This is a genomic window from Chryseobacterium culicis (assembly GCF_002979755.1).
Lineage (GTDB): Bacteria > Bacteroidota > Bacteroidia > Flavobacteriales > Weeksellaceae > Chryseobacterium > Chryseobacterium culicis_A.
Map to the genome: position 1 here is coordinate 1664012 of NZ_PCPP01000001.1, position 19564 is coordinate 1683575.

A 19564-nucleotide genomic window follows, 5' to 3' on the forward strand; every position below is an offset into this window, starting at 1 on the left:
ATGAATCTATCAGGTTTAGGAATTTTTCATACCATTATCGGTATAGCTGCCCTTGCAGGGGCCATCACAGGGTTTATTAAATATGGTAAAATCAATCTCGCTCAGCGGTCCGGAAAAATATACTTGTATGCAACCGTCATTACATCACTTTCAGCTCTGGGAATTTCTAAGGCAGGAGGTTTCAATGCAGGGCATGTATTTTCCTTATTTATCATTGTGCTGATATCCATTGCGTATTTCCTTTTCTCCAATAAAAAGCATGTCGGGAAAGCAAGATATTTTGAGAATTTTTTGCTGTCATTCAGTTTTTTCTTATCACTGGTTCCCACAATTAATGAGACCTTTACGAGGGTTCCCATTGGGCATCCTTTGGCTAAAGATATCAAAGATCCGGTAATTGGCCAGACACTTCTTGTTGTTTTCCTGCTTTTTGTGGTTGGATCAATCTTTCAGTTTATGAAGCAGAAAAAAGAGAATGGTGAGATTACACGTCTTCAGTAGGGCATTTGTATTGTGATAAAGATGGTAAAAGCATAGAAGGTAGGGCTGGATTCCTATGGAATGACAAATACAACGCTTAGTTTATCCGTACAGTTTGTCATTCCGTAGGAATCTCTGTATAAATGAAAAGCCGGAAGATTGTTGGAAAACGCAAAGGCGCAAGTTGTTTTCCAAATTGTATGTTTTTAAGGCGCAAAGATTTTATCTCCGATAAAATGTGATAATGTCAAAAACTGGATTATTTATCTATATGAAGTTCTAACCATTATGATATTATCTTTATCCGGTAATTGGCCAGACGCTTCTTGTTGTTTTCCTGCTTTTTGTGATTGGATCAATCTTTCAGTTTATGAAGCAGAAAAAAGAAAATAGTGAAATTTCACGTCTTCAGTAAGATATTTGTATTGTGATAAAGATGGTAAAAGCATAGAAGGTAGGGCTGGATTCCTATGGAATGACAAATACAACGCTTAGTTTATCCGTACAGTTTGTCATTCCGTAGGAATCTCTGTATAAATGAAAAGCCGGAAGATTGTTGGAAAACGCAAAGGCGCAAGTTGTTTTCCAAATTGTATGTTTTTAAGGCGCAAAGATTTTATCTCCGATAAAATGTGATAATGACAAAAACTGGATTATCTATTTGTATAAAATCCTAGCCATCATTTCATTATCTTTGAAAAATGCTCTCTCTTTCCAATATGAGTTGTGTATACAAAAGCTATTGCGTTTGACTGGCAGTCAAAAGGTTGCGGTTTCGAATCCCGTATTCTCCACTCAACAATGCTATTTAACCTGATTTTTCTAAATCGTGAATTAAGATGGTTGGATAATGTTTAGGTGAGACTTACTATTGATTAACCAAGTTGCACCTGAAAATCATCACTCAAAGTTAAAACACCTTCTGCAAGATTTTCCGGATGTGTGGTAAAGCCTTTCAATTTTGAAGTTTTCCCTTTTAATACAAGGTCTAAAAGCTGTTTATCAGACAATTTTTTACCAAAAATTTCAAAGGTAATTTTGAATCCACAGTTTTTAAAATCAGAACATCCTACTGCTGTTTTTCCTTTGATCAGGTTGTGTTCTTTGCATTTCGGGCATTTCGTTTCTTCCCAGGACTGAAGTTCTTTTTTCTGTGCAGGTTCTCTTTTTTTCTTTTCCTTTACTTCTTCTTTTTCTTCTTCCTGAAGGGTAATCACTTTTCCTTTCCCATATACCACTTTTTCAGTAAGTTCGGTAACCATCTGAATCAGTTCTTCTTTGAACATGTTGGCTTCATACTCTCCTTTTTCAATTTTACGAAGTTTGGATTCCCATTCACCAGTCAGTTCCGGACTTTTTAACAGCTCATCTTCGATGGTGTCAATCAACTGAATTCCGGTTTGGGTAGCGATGAGGTTTTTTCTTTTTTTCTCGATGTATTTTCTTTTGAAAAGGGTTTCAATGATGTTGGCACGGGTGGATGGTCTTCCGATTCCGTTGTTCTTCAGCATTTCACGCAACTCTTCATCTTCTACCTGTTTTCCGGCAGTTTCCATGGCTCTCAGCAAGGTTGCTTCGGTATAAGGCTTTGGAGGTGTTGTTTTTCCCTGGTGAATCATAGGATCGTGCGGTCCGGTTTCTCCTACGATAAATTCAGGAATGGTTTGTTCTTCTTCTTTGTCCTTATCAGCAGTTTCTTCCTTAGGCTCTTTGGCATAAACAGCTCTCCATCCTGCTTCAAGCACCTGTCTTCCACTGGTTTTAAAAGGAATCGTTCCTACTTTTCCTTCCACCAATGTATTTGAAATTTTACATTCCGGATAGAAAACGGCAATGAAACGTTTGGCAATCAGATCATAAATCAGTTTTTCTTCCCTGCTCAGATTTTGAGAAGGTGGAATTTCCGTAGGAATGATCGCATGGTGATCGGTTACTTTTGTATCATCGAAAACAGCCTTTGATTTTGGAATCGGAGCTTCCAGTAACGGAGCAATCAGCTCCTGATAAGGATACATTTTCTGAAGAATCCCTGTTATTTTCGGATATAAACTCTCGGATAGATAGGTGGTATCAACACGTGGATAGGTTACGTGCTTCTTTTCATAAAGACTTTGGATATAATTCAGGGTATTTTCTGCTGAATAACCGTATTTTTTATTGGCTTCTACCTGAAGTCCGGTCAGGTCGAAAAGTCGTGGATTTTTTTCTTTCCCTTCTTTAATTTCGAAAGAAACGATCTCAAATGGATTGACTTTAAGATATTCCAGTCCTTTCTCAGCACGTTCCAACGTTTTTAAACGGTCAATCGCTGCATTGAAAAGAACGTCACGATATTTGGTTTTCAGTTCCCAATACTCTTCTGTGGTAAAAGCATCAATTTCTTTCTGACGCTGCACCAGCATGGCCAATGTAGGAGTCTGTACCCTTCCAATAGAAAGAACGGCTTTATTTCCTCCAAATTTCTTAGTAAAAAGCCTGGTAGCATTGATTCCCAACAGCCAGTCTCCGATAGCTCTGGCATTTCCGGCCAGATACAGATTTTTATAATCTTCCGCAGGTTTTAAGCTGGCAAACCCTTCTTTAATAGCATCTTCCGTCAATGAAGATATCCATAAACGCTGGATAGGTTTGTTGCATTTCGCTTTCTGCAATACCCAACGCTGGATGAGTTCTCCCTCCTGCCCGGCATCCCCGCAGTTGATGACCTCATCACATTCTTCGACCAATCTTTCAATCACTTTAAACTGATTTTCAACGCCTTTATTCGGGATCAACTTGATTCCAAAACTATTGGGAATAATGGGTAGTGAAAAGAGGTTCCATGATTTGAACTGTGGGCCGTAGTCATGAGGTTCTTTCAAGGTACAAAGGTGTCCGAACGTCCATGTCACGCAATAGCCGTTTCCTTCCATATAGCCTTGTTTAGGCGTGGTAGCGCCCAATACTTTGGCGATATCTCTGGCAACACTGGGTTTCTCGGCAATACATAATTTCATGAACTCGGGTTTATTGAAGGAGTGCAAAAATCGGGATTTTTTTTGACTTTAGCTAATCCATACAAATTCCAACATAATATGTTTTTTCTAATAACTAAATTTAATCTAATAATTTTTACATTCAAATCTTGGGGCAATTGATTATTCAAATAAGTATTAGGTATTTTCAATATAAGACAAACATTAATCTTGAAACTCAAATAATGGATCATTCTCTTTTCCACTTTCTTTTTTTAAACTTCTTTTAAATTCTTCAACATCTTCTAGAATAGTATTATCAAATAGCATTTCATTATTCAAATTATGAATCATTCTATAATCAGTAAAAAAATTATTTACTTTACTTTTATCATTCTGTTCCCATTTTTCACCAAACCCTGCTTTCCAATTATAAAATAATAGTGCCTGTTCAAAATTGGATAATTGTGCTCTTAAAATTCTAAGATATTTTCTTTTCTCCTTATAACTTATAATCTTTTCATCTTCATCAGCCACAAACTTCACTGTCAAATATAAGTGTCGATAAATATGAGCTAAATAATTTGAATGACCAGAACAGTATGATATATTCATGGGCTTATTTTGAGTAAAAAATAAATAAATATTATCATCTGCAGTAATTGTTCCTTCTATATCTAGACCGTTTTTATATTGACAATTTAATTGATTTTGTTTTGATCTAATACCAAAGAAAAATATTAAATAAGATTTTTTTAAAATACTATTATTATCTAAATTATCTCGAGATAACCTCTCTATATGTTTATATATGTGTTTTAATTCTGAATACAATTCCTCAAATGCTCTTCTACCCGTAAAAGTTTTATCATTTTCCTCAATATATTTTACTTCATTAACATTTTCCTTATGTAGTTTTAACATCTCATAAAACTGACTTTCAAATTTTTGAATTATAAATTGATTTTTAATCTCATCATTTGCTAATTTTTGCATATAAAAAGCAAGAAAAGTAAAAATTACACCAGCTATACCAACAAAAGGTCCCATTGTTCCACCAATTGTATCACCTATCTCATTAGGATTTAATTCTTTTCCACTTAAAATATTTGTTAAGAAGTACGGAGAAAATAAAGAAATAAATATAAATGAGATTCCTAACAAAACTCCAATAAAGGTCCAGTTTTTCTTAATTGATTCATTTACATTTTCAACCAAACCTTTAATATTTAAAATTATTAATAGAATGATGATTAAAATTAATATTAGAAAAATTAATATTAGATTATTTATGTTCATAATTTGAAAAAATACAAGCTTAAAATATTTATTTATAAAAAAGTATATCTAAAACTGTAATAGATTTTATAGTTATTAGTTTGACAAAGATAGTTAATAAATAGACTAAAAAGCCCCCTTAAAAAAGGAGGCTAAATCAACAATGTAATGAAACTAGGTTCATTATTTCTTTTGAGCTTCTGAAATGGCATCAGCAATTCCTCCACCTGCGGTTTCAAAAAAGGCAGGGCCAGCCAGAAGGTATACTTTTTCTAATTTTTTGGTGGTGGATAATTTGTGTTCTTTCAGGTAATTTTCAGAACGGTTGGCGTGCACAATTCCTCTTACTACATTTCCGGCTACCAAAGCGGTTGGAGAGTCTATTCCGGCATCTTTCAGATCGCTGGCAAAGGCAAAATTGGTAACACCTAATCTCATAGCTTCGCGGGCAGCTACTTCTCCTACGGAAGTCATTAAATCTGGTGTGAACTTGTTGCGGTCACCTAAACCGATCAGCAATAATTTCTTTGCAGACATCGATCCTGCAGGAGGTGTAATTAAAAGGGTTTCCAAAGAATGTCCCTGAAACTGTCCAGCCTTTCTGATATTGGTTAGTTCTCCTTTTAAAGCTTCATCCAGGTGAACCAGTCCGTTCAATTTAGCAGGTAATGCCTGAGCATTGAAGATGTCACCTTCTGTATATTCGAAAACACAGGCTACCTGAAGCTGGGCATCTGCTGAAGAAGGTCCCTGTACCAATCCTACCATGGAGATGCCGTCTACAGTTCCCCAGGTTTTGGATGTTCCGATGGCTGTTGTTTTTGCAGGTGCTGTAGTGGTTGTTTGTGCAAAATTTAATGTTGAGAATGCTAATGTTGCAATTACCAGTGATTGTTTTACTGTATTTTTCATGAGATTTTTTTGTTGTTAGTTGCTGGTTATTTTTGTTGCGGGTTGTGTGTGTTTTTGTTGGATAACGCAAAGGCGCGAAGTTTTTGCTGATGTTTTATTTTTTTAGGCGCAAGTCGCTTCGCTCCGGGTATTTTTTGTTTTTTCAAAGGTAGTTTCTGTGATGCAGAGGTGCATTGATCTGGGATAATTGTTCAATTAATTTTCAAATTATCTCATTTTCAAATTTTCAAATTCCCTATATTTTTTTAAAACTTAAATACAATTCTGGAGTTGATAAAGAGTCCGTCTTTGGGGTTATCGATGACATCGTTGATGAAAGCCCCGGTGTTGAAATACTGTATTCCTGTATTAAAGGTTAAAAATGAATTGATTTTATAATTAAAACTTCCCAAGAAAGCCGTTCCGATGTATTTCTTTTTTGAGTTTGAAGATGGTAGGTTTAATGTTCCGCTGGGTCTGTAAATTCCGTCTTGGGTAGAATATCTCCAGTTGAAAACTACGTCTGCCTGCACCGTTATTTTTTTACCTAAATCTATAGTTGCATAGGGGTGAATATCAATTAAGTTTACAGGTCCGATCTGAGGATTAAATCCAAAATATCCACCTTTCGGATACAGAGGATTGAATGTTCCTAATGTTCCGTCTCCTTTATTGCTGTCGCCTGAGATATAATCATTTCTAAGATTGATGGTTGGTTTTCCTTTTACATTTTCAAACATATATCCGATGTCTGCGGAAGCCGTCCATGCGCTGATATTTCCTTTATTAAAATTACCAAACTGATAGGCTGCTTCAAAGTTGTAGATAAAGCCACCGCCATATTTCCAGAATCTTCCGCCAAAAGTATGTCTGTTTTCGTCTGAAAGTCCGTCTTCAAAGCGTACATCTTTTCTGTGAATCCCCAGATAATACAGCTCCAGATTTCCGCTTTTGGGAATAATCCATGTGTTGTAACTTCCCCAAAGGTTGACTGATTTTGAAGATGTATTATCCAATGCTCCGGGACTGATTTCACTGGCAGCCATCATAAAGGCATCAGATCTGAAATTTCCTCTTTTGTACATGAATTTTAATCCATCAAAATAGAGTCTTAAATTCGGACCTTCTCTTACGGAGATCAATCTTCCGCTTCCATAGTCCAATTCCTGTCTTCCTGCCCGTACGGTCAGTTTTTCTTTATCATTTTTCAGGATATCGACATCAATGAAGAGGTTCTGAATATTCAGATGGTCCTCATCAATCGGTCTTGGTCCATTTTTCCTTCCATTTTCCCATGCACTTCTCACCTGCCCGAAAATTCTTACCCGTGAGCCCAGATGCAGATCTGCATGTACATTGTATCTTTGAATCAGAAAAGGATTACTTCCAATGTCCATTCTTCCCCAATCTTCATTATTAAAATCTACAAATTCCAGTCTTGCTTCTCCTCCCAATGACAGATATTGGTTATTGTTTTCTGCAATCGGGATGTATTTTATGGAGTTATAAAAAGTTTTTGCAGAGTCTTTGTATGCCGCATATTCTTCATCAAACCTCATCAACTTAAACTGAGCAGAAAGCTGAAGTGGAATAAAAATCTGCAGTAACAGTACAATGGCAATCAGTTTTTTCATGATGATTTCTTTGTTAAATAATAATCCACTGAATATTTTCCTGAACCCATCCATAATAAAAACAGGTAACACAAACTGTACATAAACGGAGTATCTTTTACCAGTAATGCATCATTCCAATGGAGAATAAAATATCCTGTAAGGGTTACAGCCAAGATTGGTAACACAGCAATTCTTGTGAAAAATCCAAAGATTACAAATACCGGAAATACGAGATTGGCAGCATCCGCAAAAAGGTTGTTGAATGCTTCAGGAAGATGCAACGGGTTCGGAACCTGCTCGGCTTCTGAAACACCTACTCCTATTTTTTTTAATCCGTGGGCTACGATTAATTCTACAGAAAGTAAGACTCTGAAAACTAAAAGTGCAATATTGATCAGTTTTCCTCCCGGATTGGTGTTTGTGATGATATGGATTATTTTTTTCATGATTGTTGTAACTGTTTTACTATTGAAGACTTTTATGGGTAAAACCACCCTGTCAAAAATTCTTCGAATTTTCACCACCCCTCCAAAGGAGGGAAATTTTCATCCCTTCAGTTGGAATATTGGTTGATAATTAATTGATTAGAAACCTTTGTGATTTAAAAAATTATTTTGTCTGATAGCCTCCGTAATATTTTACGGGTGACCATTCCGGAATGACAGGAAGCGGTGCTGGTGCGGCTGTTTTGTAGGTTTCATCTCCGTACACTACTTTTCCGTCTACGATGGTTAGTTTTGAAGTAATATTTTTAATTTCTTCATCCTTAACCTCAAAATAGTCTTTATCCAAAATGGTAAGGTCTGCAAAATATCCCTTTTGTATTTTTCCTTTCTGATAGTCTTTTATTAATTCATAACCGCCATAAGTAGAAAGGGATAAGGCTGTTTTTCTGTCCAGCGTATTTTCTTTTCCCATCACCTGAGTTCCTCCGATGGTTTTTCCTGTTGTGATCCAGTATAAAGCCACCCATGGATTGTAGCTTGCGACTCTTGTTCCGTCTGTTCCCAATCCTACGGGAATTCCCATGTCAAGCATTTTTTTCACGGGAGGAGAAGCTAAAGCCGGCTTTTTACCATATCTGTGGATGAAACTTTCCCCTTGATACGCCATTCTGTGCTGTACTGCAATCCCTCCGCCCAAAGCTTTGATTCTTTTCATATTGTCTTCAGTAACGGTTTCTGCGTGATCAATAAACCAGACTAATCCGTTCAAAGGAGTTTCTTTGTTGACTTCCTCAATGACATTTAAAAATCTTGTGATGCTTTCATTATAGGTAGCATGAATTCTGAAAGGCCATTTATTTTTTACCAGAAGACTTACAACCTCTTTCATATTTTTTTCCATGGTAGCGGGAAGTTCTGGTCTTGGAAAAAGGAAGTTTTCAAAATCGGCACCATCAGAAACCAGGTTTTCACCACCTCCGTTCACATGGTAATCTATTTCATTAAAATCATTGTGGCCATGATCATCAATCTCTACCATTCCTATCCATTTGGTATAATCTGCAAGTTCAGACCCTTTTTTTTGAGCAAATAAATAGTAAGGTAAGCGAACGGTAATTTTTCCTTCTTTGTTCAGCTGATCTGTTGTTCCATAATCGTCAGGAAAATTTTGGAATCCTCCTCCTGCATCCATTACAGCCGTTACCCCTAATCTGTTCAGTTCCGTCATATATTGAAGGGTTGAGTTTATTTTTTCTTCTTCTTTCAACTCCGGTAATTTGGCCAATGTTGAATAAAGGATGAAAGCGTTAGGCTCTGCAACCAATAATCCTGTAGGATCTCCATTGTTGTCTTTTTCAATAAGTCCCTGTGCTGGATTTGGAGTATCTCCGTTGATGTTCAGTTCTTGTAATCCTGCTTTGTTTAACCATGCTTTTCCATAAAGATACATGATGAATGTGGGAACATCTCCTGTGGCTTCATTAATTTCAGCCAGTGTGGGAAGTCGTTTTTCTTCAAACTGATATTCATTCCAGCCTCCGATCACTCTTACCCATTGACCTTTTGGGGTTCTCTGCGCCTGTTCTTTCAGCATTTCCAGCGCTCTTTTTAAAGATTTCACACCATCCCAGCGAAGTTCTGTATTGTAAAATCTGCCTCCACGGATCACATGCAAATGGCTGTCAAACAAACCTGGAATCACTCTGTTTCCTTTGGCATCAATGACTTTTGTATTGCTGCTTTTTAATTTTAAAATCTGGGCGTTTGTTCCGGTTTGTAAGATTTTATGATCTTTTATAGCTACAGCCTGTACTTCAGGATTTTTATCATCCATTGTGGTAATTTTCCCATTGGTAATGATCATGTCTGCTTTCTGAGCATGGAGTATTCCTGTTCCTAAAACCGCAGAAAAGATAAGTGTATTCAGTAATTTCATTATTTCAATATTTAAGGTTGAAGGTTTCGGCAGGCTTTCAGCCTGCCGAAAACAGACATCATTAATGTTTTAACATTTCCTGAGCATACTGAATTCCTATACCGTAAGCTCCTCCGTGTTTTTTCATCAGATCATTAACTGGTTTGTACGTTTCTTTTCTTGCCCAGTCTCTCTGCAGCTCCAACACATACTGAACAGAAGTAATTGGGTGTGCTCCTGCCTGAACCATACGGGTGATTGACTGATCATGCGCTTCTTTGGAGATATCCCCTGAAGCATCTGTTACCACATATACATCATACCCTTCATCAATAGCTGATAATACAGGGCCTACAATACATACACTTGTCCATAATCCTGCAAAAACCAGTTTCTTTTTATTTTTTCCTGTGATGGCTTTGTGAGCGTTAGTATCTTCCCAGGTATTCATTGTCGTTCTGTCTATATAGCCGCTTGTTGCTTCAGGATATACTTCTGAAATTTCAGGGAAAACAGGTCCGCTGAATGATTTTTCTGCCACCGTTGTTACCACTGTAGGAACATTAAATATTTTTGATCCTCCGGCTACCAGTGCTACATTATTTCTCAGTTCTTCCATGCTGATGCTCTTTGTTGCAAAAGCCATTTGGCCTTCATGATCAATCAATACTACGGCATGGTTGGTAGGGTTTAATAATGATTTTCCAGGGTTTTGAGCTGATGCTGTGAATGATAATAAACCAGCTGCAAATGATAGGATTAATTTTTTCATAATTATTTAAAATTTAAGGGTTTCTATTTCTGTTTAATTTTCTTTTACATGGTCATTGGTACCTCCATTACAAGGATTTCCGTACCTTCTTTAATGGCTTTGATATTAATATCCTGAATATCCCAGACTCCAAATCCATCACGTTCTTCTAAAATTTCTCCACCTATTTCTGCGCTTCCTTTAAGAATAAAAACATAAATGCCGTTTCCATTTTTTCTGATCTGATAAAGCGTTTCTTTGTTCTGATCAAAAGTTCCCAAATGAATCCACGCATCCTGATGAATCCATACTCCTTCATCGTCTGCATTGGGAGAAAGAATCTGTTGAAATGTATTGTGACCTTTTGTTTTGTCTAAAGTGATCTGATCATATCTTGGAGTTACATTTCTTTTTTTAGGATAAATCCAGATTTGAAGGAATTTTACCAGCTTATCACTGTTTTTGTTGAATTCACTGTGCATGATTCCCGTTCCTGCGCTCATCACCTGAATATCTCCACTTCTGATCACTGCCGTATTTCCCATGCTGTCTTTATGTTCAAGATCACCTTCTAAAGGAATACTGATGATTTCCATATTGTCGTGAGGATGTGTTCCAAAACCTCTGCCTGCTTCCACTTTGTCATCGTTCAGGACTCTCAATACTCCGAAATGCATTCTTTCAGGATTATGATAGTTGGCAAAACTGAAAGTGTGCTGGCTCAACAGCCATCCGTGGTCAGCTTTCCCTCTTGAGTCTGCTCTGTGGATTACAGAATTTTCTTTTATTTTTGATTCTGTATTAGGAAGGTGATTGTATCCGATCGGTTCTAATGGTTCAATCTCATCGATATCATTTTTCATAGCGCTTGCCAGAGAAGCTGATGCGACAAACATTCCTGTTCCCAGTAATCCTTTTTTTAAAAAATCTTTTCTGTCCATATCTCAGTTGTTATTTGTTCGTTTTTGATATGACAAATGTAGAGCGCCGAAAAACCCTGCACATTTAACTAGTTTAATAAATGACTTTGCAGCAAAAAAAAATGCCGAATACTTTTGTATCCGGCAGTATGAGTATATTGGATTGTTTTTTGAGAAAATACAGAAGTCTTTTTACTCTTAAGACCTAAAGGATAAATTTGTTTAGATTCCTACGGAATGACAAATACAACGCTTAGTTTATCCATACAGTTTGTCATTCCGCAGGAATCTCTGTATGAATGATAAGCAAAAAAATAGTTGGAAAACGCAAAGACGCAAGTTGTTTTTTAAGCTAAATATTTTTAAGGCGCAAGGATTTTATCTCCGATAAAATGGGTGACTATAATTTTACAGGAATATTCACACCTATAAAATCCATGCAAATCTCTGCAATCTGCAAGTATAAAAACTAAGATTTACTTCTCCTTTGAAGCAAGGCGTTTTCTGATGGTACTTACAAATTCTTTTGAAACGCCGAGATAAGACGCAATATAATATTGTGCTACTCTTTGTGGAATTGAAGGATATACTTTGATAAATTCAAGGTATCTGTCTGAAGCAGTTTTAGAGATCGTATTGACCAGTCTGCTTTGTAAAGTGGCAAGATTCCTTTGAACCAGCATTCTGAAAACTCTTTCAAATTTAGGGATCTCCTGAAGTAATTTTTCTTTGGTTGCAGGATTCAACATATAGATTTCAGAATCTTCGAGAGTCTCGATATAAACTTTAGAGGGTTTCTGCTCCTGAAATGAAGCAATATCACTGATCCACCAGTCTTCAATGGCAAACAGAAGCGTAACTTCGGAGCCGTTATCATCCAAACAGTACATTCTCACACATCCTTTGTGAATATATCCTTCAAATTGACAGATTTCTCCTTCTCTGAGTAAAACCGTTTTCTTGGGAAACGACTGACAGGCAAGCAGATCTGTAAATATTTTTTCTTCTTCGGGAGTAATGGAGATAAATCTTGTAATATTTTTGATGATATTTTCGAACATAATGTAGCATTTACCCCTGCAAATTAGGAAAAAGACTGTAAACTTCATTCTTTAAAAGCCCACTTCCGCCTCCATAATGGTCGATCACTTTAACATCTTTATCTAATCCGGCGCAAAATGCTTTGATATTTTTCTCAAAATCATCCTCCAAACCTGAGCTTAAAAGGACAATATCCACCGTATTTTCTCTTATATATTCATAGCAGAAATTTTCATCACTTTGTATTTCAGCCGTCCAGCCTTCATTATTTTCTATAATTCTTTTTAAAGTATCCAGAATTTCCTGATTCTTTCCAATAACTAAAAAATGTAGTATTTTCATCTTGTTCAAGGTTTAAAGTTCAAGGTTTATAGTGTTTGAATAAAGTGGAGATTCCTACGGAATGACAAAGTGTACGGATAGATGAAATTACTCTGATACTCTCAAATCCTCCGGCTCTCAAACAAACTCGCATCCGGAATCCTTCTACAAATGTTTATTCCCTGTAATTTTCAGTTCATTAAGATCCAGTTGGGATTCTGCTTTTCTGATTTCATCATCACTGAAGAGTTTTTCTCGTTTCATTTTAAACAATTCTTTTCTCTGCAGGGCAAATATATCCAGCATTACTTTGTGATATTCTGCCATATCATTTTGTCTGTTTGTACACATTTCAATAGAGCTTAAATGATTCTGATGAAGTTTGATATCATTTTCCAGCGCTTTTTTAAGATTTTCAAGCAAGTTATTGTTGTTCACTGCATCATTATACTCCTGGTCAAGTTTGTGAACGGCAAGCCTATCCAACCTCATCTGAATTCCTGCCTGCTGTTCGTGGGAAGGAAGAATAGCATCAATCTCTCCTATTTTGGTCAATTTAATAATTAAAGGCAAGGTGAGTCCCTGAAATACCAGGGTCACAAAAATGACTACAAATGTGATAAAAATGATCAGGTTTCTCATCGGGAATTCTGCCTGAGTATTCATCATAACCGGAATTGAAAGGGCTGTTGCCAGAGAAACCACTCCTCTCATTCCAGCCCAGCCTATAATCAAGGGATTTTTCCATCCCGGACTTGGATCTCGACGGGCTTTTTCACTGAACCATCTTGGAAGATGAGCCACAGGATAAATCCACAACAAACGTACGACAATGACAATCAAACTGATAATTAAACCATATTTGATTCCTTCCATCAAAGAAACTTCCCCTAATCCATTGATGATATCCGGAAGTTCGAGCCCTATTAATACAAAAACCAGAGCATTCATCACAAAAATAAGGGTGTTCCAGACTCCTGTCATGTTAATTCTTGTGGTTCCTGTTTTAAAAATTTCATGAGCACGGAAAGACATAAACAATCCTCCGCTTACCACTGCCATCACTCCTGAAAAGTGAAAATGTTCCGCTGAGAGAAATAAAATATAAGGAGTCATTACGGTAAGAGCCGCATCAATGGCTGGTGTTGTAGGTAAAAAACGGTGAATGGCATAGAAAATATGAGCTCCTGCAATTCCTATGACTACACCCATTCCTGCTACCAGAAAAAACTGTCCTGTTGCTTCATGCATTGAAAAAGCACCTGTCATTACTGCTGCCAGAGCAAATCTGAAAACAATAAGTGAAGAGGCATCATTAATCAAACTTTCTCCTTCCAGTATAGCAATTGTACGTTTTGGAACTTTTAACCCCTTTAAAACTGTGGTAGCGGCAACTGCATCAGGAGGCGAAACAATTCCTCCCAATAAAAAACCTAATGCCAGTGTAAAACCCGGAATCAGCATTTGTGAAGTATAAGCAACGACCAGAGAAGTCAGAAATACCAGTCCAAAAGCCAAAAGGCTGATGGGACGTTTCCATTTCCAGAAATCATTCCATGAGGTATACCAGGCTGCTTCGTATAAAAGAGGAGGTAAAAAAATTAAAAATATAATATCTGGATCCAGTTTTAAAACAGGTACCCCCGGAATAAGACTGATTCCTAATCCGGCAAGAACCAGAAAGATAGGATAGGCAATTTTAATCCGCTGCGCCAGCATAACCAGCAGCATGACCAGTAATAAAAGACCTAATATTAAGAGTAGTTGTTCGTGCATGTTTTTTAGAAGTTAGATTTCAGATTCTGGTTATTTAGGTTTGGGCTAAAGCCAGTGGATTGATTATTTATTGTAAGGCGGGCTAAAGCCCACCTCTATTGAATCGTCATTGTTTTAAAATCCCAATTATAAAGATTAACCACAAAAGTCACAAAGTTTTTATTTTAAAATGTTTATAAAGTTTAATAACATACAATATAAAGATCACATGAGAGAAAAATCAAAGATTTTTATAAAACTTAAGTGTTCTTTTCAGGAGTTCGATATTTACTTATCAAATCTTTTGTGACTTTTGTGGTTAAATTATTTAAATATCACTGAATTAGCGATTTCAATTTCTTCCTCATTAATAGAATGTCCAAAGTTAGCATATACTTTTTCTGTTACCTCAGCATTCATTTCTCTTAAAATATTGGCTGTAGCATATACTCTTTCTACAGGTACATGAAAATCCGGATTGCTGGTTCCCAGAAAAATTGGGGTTCCGGCAAAGTCGCCTTTATAGTTTTCCCTATTAATTTTATCTCCTATCACCCCGCCGATAATAGCTGCTGCTCCACCGAATTTCTGCGCATTACGGGCTAAAAATTCAAGGGTAAGGCAGGCTCCCTGAGAAAATCCGAAAAAGTATATATTTTCAGGTTGAATTCCGGCTTTTACTGCGGCTTTTACTGTTTCATCAACCATTTCAAGGGCTGATGATAACCATGGTTCATTTTGTTCCACCGGTGCTATAAATGAGAAGGGATACCAGGTGTGATTAAGAGCTTGTGGCGCTAACAGGGCATAATCTTTTACATTTAAATGCTGTGATAAACTCAGAATATCCTGAGCACTTCCTCCACGCCCATGAATCATAATCAAAGCTTTTTCTGCCTGATTCAATGGTATTCCTGCTGTTTTTATATTTAAAATATGACTCATTGTTTCTATCTGAATTTTTCTGTTGGATAATTAATTACGGGAAGAACTTCTGCCAGACGTTCTCTTCTTTTTTCAAATTGTTGTGGCAACTGCAGATCTTCTCCTAAAAACGCTGCTTCTTCATCTACATCGAATCCGGGGCCGGAAGTTGCAATTTCAAATAAAACACCTCCAGGCTCTTTAAAATATACGGATGTAAAGTATTTTCTGTCTTTCACTTCTGTATGTTCCAGTCCGTATGCATTTAATCTTTTTACCATTTCCAGCTGAGATGCTGCATCAGGAGTAGCAAAAGCCACATGATGAACCGTACCTCTTCCTGCCAATCCTTTCAATGCGTTAGGAGCAGACAGCAGATCTACATATTTTCCCGGCATATTTTCTGTTCCCAATCTCAATCTGTCAGAGCTTTCTCTAATTACTTTATGATCCATCTGAGTCGTCAGAAGAGCAGCTGTTCTTTCGTAACCATCCTGCCAGATTTCCACGTGATGAATTCCTTTGATGGCATAACCTTTAGGAATATACCCATTGTAGTATCCTTTTCTTTCATCTTTATCATTAAAAACCAACTCCAGTCCTAGCCCGTCAAAATCTTCAAGATAAATGAAAACTTCATCAGAAAATCTTTGCTGCGGTTGTTTGAAAGGAATATTAAACTGCTCGAGACGGTTCATCCAATACTCCAGGGCTTCTAAAGAAACTGAAAAAGCAGTGGTATTGAGCATTCCTTTACCATGTCTTCCATTAATCAAATCTTTGCCATAGGGAAAAGTGGTCATAATGGTTCCCGGTGTTCCGTATTCGTCACCGAAATAAAAATGATAAACATCTGAGTAATCGAAATTAACCGTTTTTTTGACTAATCGAAGTCCTAAAACTCCTGTGTAAAAGTCTATATTTTCCTGTGCATTGCCGGTAATTGCCGTAACATGGTGCAGTCCTGTGATAAGTTTCATTGTGTTGAAATTGTTAATTGGTTATGATGATGGAAGGCGAGATTTCGGAATACGGGATTCGGGTTGATAACTTCGAGAATAGCTTTATGCATCGTTTGTCTTTCACTTCTGTTTTTTAGCTCAAGACTCTCAAACCTTCTTACCCTGCGACTCTCAAACTTACTACAGTTCTTCCTTCAACCAGACATCATTATATTCTTCCGGATGACGTTTGAACTGTGTGTGAACATACGGACACAACGGTAAAATTTTCAAATCATTTTCTCTTGCATAGGAAACCAGCCTTTCCAGTAAAATTTTTGCAAAACCTTTTCCTTCATATTCCTGATTTACTTCGGTATGGTAAACAGTCAGCTTTTTTCCAATGACTGAAATATCCATTTTACCTGCTTTATGATCGTCTGAGAAAAGTTGAATTTCGCCTTTTCTTCCTTCTAAAACTATTTCTGTTCTTTCCATTTTTTATATTTTTATTTTGTATTCAATAGTGAATAAATTTTAACGCAAAGGTTTAATAATAGTAATGCATATTTTAAGTGAGCTAAGAATGGAATCAACAAATTGATCCGATGAAGCGTACTGTTATGATTGCCTAAAATAAACCTACCTTCTTTTAATTGTTAATGTTTAAAATCTTAATTCAAAATTAGCATCTTTATCAGTACTGACCGATGATCTATGATAAGTTCGGCAATACTCCTTCTATTTTGTCACGCATTCCTTCATATTGAACGGGAAGTTTCAGATTTTTGCCCAATTCATTCAAAGGTTCGTCTACGGTGAATCCCGGATTATCGGTTGCTATTTCAAACAATACACCACCCGGCTCACGGAAATATAATGAATAGAAGTAATCCCTGTTGATCTTCGGTGTAATACTCAAACCAGCTGATAACGCTTTCTCACGATATTCCATCAGAACAGTATCATCTTTCACTCTGAATGCAATATGGTGATTGGTTCCGGCAGCATTTCTTCCGGCAGGAATGGTATCATTTTCAATAATATCTACAAGATTAGCTGTATCAATTGCGTCCGTTGCCAATCTGTATCTTTCTCCTTCCTGTTTCTGCAAATCATATCCTAAAACATCGGTCAGAACTTTGATGGTAGGATCTGCTTTTTTTAAGGTTAAAGTAACATTATGGAAACCTTTCAAAGCGTTTTCATCTTTGATATTATCTGTTGTCCATACTTTTCTGTTGTCTTCACTAAGCGGTTCTATCAACTGTAACTGAAGCCCGTCCGGATCTTTAAAAGAAATCGTCTTTTCTCCAAATATTTCACCTTCTTCTGTAGCTACATGTAAGCTTTGTAAATGATCTTTCCAGAATTCAAGACTTCCTTTGGGTACTGAATATCCAATATGAGTAGCCATACCACTTCCATTATTTCCTTTTCCTATTCCTTCCCACGGAAAGAAAGTAAGAATGGTTCCCGGTGTTCCGCTTTCATTCCCAAAATAGAAATGATACGTTCCCGGATCATCAAAATTCACCGTTTTTTTCACAAGTCTTACTCCTAAAACCTTTGTATAAAAATCTAAATTTCTTTTGGCATTGTCTGCAATAGCAGTAATATGATGCAGACCTAATATTCTATTGTCCATGTCTTTAATTTTGATGCTAAATTACAGTGAACAGAAATCCTGTGCATTTAACTAGTTTAATAAATCAGAAAGGTCCAATGATCTTGTCTATTTGATCTGATAATAATTTAAAATTCACAGATTTGTTGGAAATTCAAGCAATACATAAAGTAAGGTTTATAAATAATCTACAAAATAAAAATGCACCAGAATAAATTTCTATCTATTTTATCCATGACAATATAAAAATTATTTAATTCTTATAAATTTCAATTTATATTACATTTTTAATAATTAAAAATAAATGATATTTCCTCTATTTTTTGAAATAAAAGGCATTAAAAACATTTTTAAAATTAAAATAAATGAGCGAATATTTAAATCATAAAATACTAACAAACAATAATTTAAATCATTAACAATAAATTAATATTTAAAATACCTACTTTTTTAGTAGACTAATAAAAATTAAATTATATATTTGCAAGCGTATTCAGGAAATAAAACAAAATGAAGACAAAATCAAACAATAATACAATTAAGAAACATACCATCGAAAATATGATGAAGGATATCTGTATGCCTATACATCAAGAATACTGTGGTTGACCTTACTTTTATATAGATATATTTTCAAAAAGGCTTTACCACGTGGTAGAGCCTTTTTTATTGAACACAACAACATCAAAAAAATAAAAATGAACAATTCTAAAAACAAATGGTTGATTCCATTGGCTTTTACAAACATCTATGTGATATGGGGAATTACGTTTTTAGCTATTTCATTTGGCTTAAAAGGTTTTCCGCCATTCATTCTTTCAGGATTACGATTTCTGGTTGCGGGAATTCTGATGATAGGATATCTTCTTTCTAAAGGAGAAAAAGCAAATTCTCTGATCAACTGGAAGAAAAACGCAATTACCGGTATCCTAATTCTTACCGGAGGAACTGGGCTTGTAGCCTGGGGAGAACAATATGTAACGGCTTCTGAGGCGGCTATTTCAATTGCAACAGGGCCATTCTGGTTTATTGCCATCGACAAAAAAAACTGGAAATATTATTTTTCGGATAAATTCATTCCTATAGGATTGGCTATTGGATTTGCAGGATTGGTGATGTTTTTAAAAGGAAGTGTGCATTCCAGTGCAGCCCATGCAGTGGCTAACGGAAATCTACGCATCACAGCATTTGTAGTGTTGGGATTAAGCTCCATCGCATGGGTATTGGGTTCTTTATATTCAAAGAAAAATCCGGCTTCTCAATCTACATTTATGAATATTGCTCAACAGCTTATCGTAGCAGGATTAGCCTCCTTTCTCATTGCTTTTTTCAGAAAAGAATGGACTGATTTTTCAGTTTCTGCAGTTCCGTTATCAGCATGGTTTGGGGTTCTATTTTTGATCTTCTTTGGATCGATAGTCGCTTATTTGTCGTACATTTGGCTTCTGTCCGTAAAACCCGCTGCCTTGGTAAGCACCCATACCTACATCAATCCTATTGTAACAGTGATTGCAGGCTGGATTATTGCCAACCAGAGCATCAATGGAGGTCAGCTGTACGGTTTATTCGTTATATTGCTGGGAGTACTTCTAACGAATGTCACCAAGTATTTCAGACTTTCAAAACGGTCAAAGGTCAAAATCAGAAGAGTAAGAAGATTTTTTAACAGAGCAGGCAGACCATATCAGCCTATTTAAACAGTAT

Annotated in this window: 17 protein-coding genes; 2 read left to right on the forward strand and 15 right to left on the reverse strand. The window is 36.3% G+C overall.

The window, feature by feature from the left end:
• Complete coding sequence (locus tag CQ022_RS07630) at window positions 1–501, forward strand: hypothetical protein (protein WP_105680843.1); 501 nt, start codon at window positions 1–3, stop codon at window positions 499–501.
• 854 nt (window positions 502–1355) lie between these two features.
• Here the strand turns inward: CQ022_RS07630 and CQ022_RS07635 are convergent.
• The 15 genes from CQ022_RS07635 to CQ022_RS07705 all read right to left on the reverse strand — a co-directional run bounded on the left by CQ022_RS07635 (window position 1356) and on the right by CQ022_RS07705 (window position 17881).
• Window positions 1356–3476, reverse strand: a complete 2121-nt coding sequence (locus CQ022_RS07635) for a type IA DNA topoisomerase (RefSeq protein ID WP_105680844.1) — start codon at window positions 3474–3476, stop codon at window positions 1356–1358.
• A 183-nt stretch (window positions 3477–3659) separates the two neighbouring features.
• Entirely contained in the window at window positions 3660–4733 is a 1074-nt protein-coding gene (locus CQ022_RS07640) for a putative phage abortive infection protein (protein WP_079242417.1), read from the reverse strand.
• A gap of 162 nt (window positions 4734–4895) precedes the next feature.
• On the reverse strand, window positions 4896–5624 hold the full coding sequence (locus tag CQ022_RS07645; protein WP_105680845.1) for a M17 family peptidase N-terminal domain-containing protein: 729 nt from the start codon (window positions 5622–5624) through the stop codon (window positions 4896–4898).
• A 245-nt stretch (window positions 5625–5869) separates the two neighbouring features.
• A complete protein-coding gene (locus CQ022_RS07650; RefSeq protein ID WP_105681788.1) occupies window positions 5870–7237 on the reverse strand; it encodes an alginate export family protein in 1368 nt (455 codons plus the stop codon).
• Window positions 7234–7665: a DoxX family protein gene (locus CQ022_RS07655; RefSeq protein ID WP_105680846.1), complete on the reverse strand. Its 432-nt coding sequence runs from the start codon at window positions 7663–7665 to the stop codon at window positions 7234–7236. The genes CQ022_RS07650 and CQ022_RS07655 overlap by 4 nt, the downstream gene beginning before the upstream one ends.
• 163 nt (window positions 7666–7828) lie before the next feature.
• Complete coding sequence (locus tag CQ022_RS07660) at window positions 7829–9601, reverse strand: amidohydrolase (RefSeq protein ID WP_105680847.1); 1773 nt, start codon at window positions 9599–9601, stop codon at window positions 7829–7831.
• A gap of 61 nt (window positions 9602–9662) precedes the next feature.
• Window positions 9663–10352 (reverse strand): hydrolase, encoded by a 690-nt coding sequence (locus tag CQ022_RS07665; protein WP_105680848.1) that lies wholly within the window; start codon window positions 10350–10352, stop codon window positions 9663–9665.
• Window positions 10353–10396: 44 nt separating this feature from the next.
• Window positions 10397–11272 carry a pirin family protein gene (locus CQ022_RS07670; RefSeq protein ID WP_105680849.1) on the reverse strand — a complete coding sequence of 292 codons (876 nt, stop codon included), beginning with the start codon at window positions 11270–11272 and terminating at the stop codon, window positions 10397–10399.
• Between the two features lie 455 nt (window positions 11273–11727).
• Window positions 11728–12312 carry a Crp/Fnr family transcriptional regulator gene (locus tag CQ022_RS07675; RefSeq protein ID WP_105680850.1) on the reverse strand — a complete coding sequence of 195 codons (585 nt, stop codon included), beginning with the start codon at window positions 12310–12312 and terminating at the stop codon, window positions 11728–11730.
• 10 nt (window positions 12313–12322) lie between these two features.
• The gene (locus CQ022_RS07680; protein ID WP_105680851.1) at window positions 12323–12634 is read right to left on the reverse strand and encodes a hypothetical protein; all 312 of its coding nucleotides are present in this window, start codon (window positions 12632–12634) and stop codon (window positions 12323–12325) included.
• A gap of 144 nt (window positions 12635–12778) precedes the next feature.
• Window positions 12779–14389 (reverse strand): Na+/H+ antiporter, encoded by a 1611-nt coding sequence (locus CQ022_RS07685; RefSeq protein WP_105680852.1) that lies wholly within the window; start codon window positions 14387–14389, stop codon window positions 12779–12781.
• Between the two features lie 303 nt (window positions 14390–14692).
• Window positions 14693–15313, reverse strand: coding sequence for an alpha/beta hydrolase (locus CQ022_RS07690; protein ID WP_105680853.1), 621 nt, complete (start codon window positions 15311–15313; stop codon window positions 14693–14695).
• A 5-nt stretch (window positions 15314–15318) separates the two neighbouring features.
• A complete protein-coding gene (locus tag CQ022_RS07695; RefSeq protein WP_105680854.1) occupies window positions 15319–16272 on the reverse strand; it encodes a VOC family protein in 954 nt (317 codons plus the stop codon).
• A 162-nt stretch (window positions 16273–16434) separates the two neighbouring features.
• Window positions 16435–16731 (reverse strand): GNAT family N-acetyltransferase, encoded by a 297-nt coding sequence (locus CQ022_RS07700; RefSeq protein ID WP_105680855.1) that lies wholly within the window; start codon window positions 16729–16731, stop codon window positions 16435–16437.
• A 217-nt stretch (window positions 16732–16948) separates the two neighbouring features.
• Window positions 16949–17881: a ring-cleaving dioxygenase gene (locus CQ022_RS07705; RefSeq protein WP_105680856.1), complete on the reverse strand. Its 933-nt coding sequence runs from the start codon at window positions 17879–17881 to the stop codon at window positions 16949–16951.
• Window positions 17882–18558: 677 nt separating this feature from the next.
• On the opposite strand from CQ022_RS07705, the gene CQ022_RS07710 reads away from it, so the two are divergent.
• Window positions 18559–19557 (forward strand): EamA family transporter, encoded by a 999-nt coding sequence (locus CQ022_RS07710; protein ID WP_105680857.1) that lies wholly within the window; start codon window positions 18559–18561, stop codon window positions 19555–19557.
• Window positions 19558–19564: the final 7 nt, after the last annotated feature.

What these genes read in the sequence shown, in the direction of transcription:
- CQ022_RS07680 (WP_105680851.1), bottom strand. Translation starts at nt 12,634, where the DNA reads ATGAAAATACTACATTTTTTAGTTATTGGAAAGAATCAGGAAATTCTG.
- CQ022_RS07655 (WP_105680846.1), bottom strand. Translation starts at nt 7,665, where the DNA reads ATGAAAAAAATAATCCATATCATCACAAACACCAATCCGGGAGGAAAA.
- CQ022_RS07675 (WP_105680850.1), bottom strand. Translation starts at nt 12,312, where the DNA reads ATGTTCGAAAATATCATCAAAAATATTACAAGATTTATCTCCATTACT.
- CQ022_RS07700 (WP_105680855.1), bottom strand. Translation starts at nt 16,731, where the DNA reads ATGGAAAGAACAGAAATAGTTTTAGAAGGAAGAAAAGGCGAAATTCAA.
- CQ022_RS07705 (WP_105680856.1), bottom strand. Translation starts at nt 17,881, where the DNA reads ATGGACAATAGAATATTAGGTCTGCATCATATTACTGCTATTGCAGAC.
- CQ022_RS07630 (WP_105680843.1), top strand. Translation starts at nt 1, where the DNA reads ATGAATCTATCAGGTTTAGGAATTTTTCATACCATTATCGGTATAGCT.
- CQ022_RS07710 (WP_105680857.1), top strand. Translation starts at nt 18,559, where the DNA reads ATGAACAATTCTAAAAACAAATGGTTGATTCCATTGGCTTTTACAAAC.
- CQ022_RS07695 (WP_105680854.1), bottom strand. Translation starts at nt 16,272, where the DNA reads ATGAAACTTATCACAGGACTGCACCATGTTACGGCAATTACCGGCAAT.
- CQ022_RS07665 (WP_105680848.1), bottom strand. Translation starts at nt 10,352, where the DNA reads ATGAAAAAATTAATCCTATCATTTGCAGCTGGTTTATTATCATTCACA.
- CQ022_RS07660 (WP_105680847.1), bottom strand. Translation starts at nt 9,601, where the DNA reads ATGAAATTACTGAATACACTTATCTTTTCTGCGGTTTTAGGAACAGGA.
- CQ022_RS07670 (WP_105680849.1), bottom strand. Translation starts at nt 11,272, where the DNA reads ATGGACAGAAAAGATTTTTTAAAAAAAGGATTACTGGGAACAGGAATG.
- CQ022_RS07640 (WP_079242417.1), bottom strand. Translation starts at nt 4,733, where the DNA reads ATGAACATAAATAATCTAATATTAATTTTTCTAATATTAATTTTAATC.
- CQ022_RS07690 (WP_105680853.1), bottom strand. Translation starts at nt 15,313, where the DNA reads ATGAGTCATATTTTAAATATAAAAACAGCAGGAATACCATTGAATCAG.
- CQ022_RS07685 (WP_105680852.1), bottom strand. Translation starts at nt 14,389, where the DNA reads ATGCACGAACAACTACTCTTAATATTAGGTCTTTTATTACTGGTCATG.
- CQ022_RS07635 (WP_105680844.1), bottom strand. Translation starts at nt 3,476, where the DNA reads ATGAAATTATGTATTGCCGAGAAACCCAGTGTTGCCAGAGATATCGCC.
- CQ022_RS07650 (WP_105681788.1), bottom strand. Translation starts at nt 7,237, where the DNA reads ATGAAAAAACTGATTGCCATTGTACTGTTACTGCAGATTTTTATTCCA.
- CQ022_RS07645 (WP_105680845.1), bottom strand. Translation starts at nt 5,624, where the DNA reads ATGAAAAATACAGTAAAACAATCACTGGTAATTGCAACATTAGCATTC.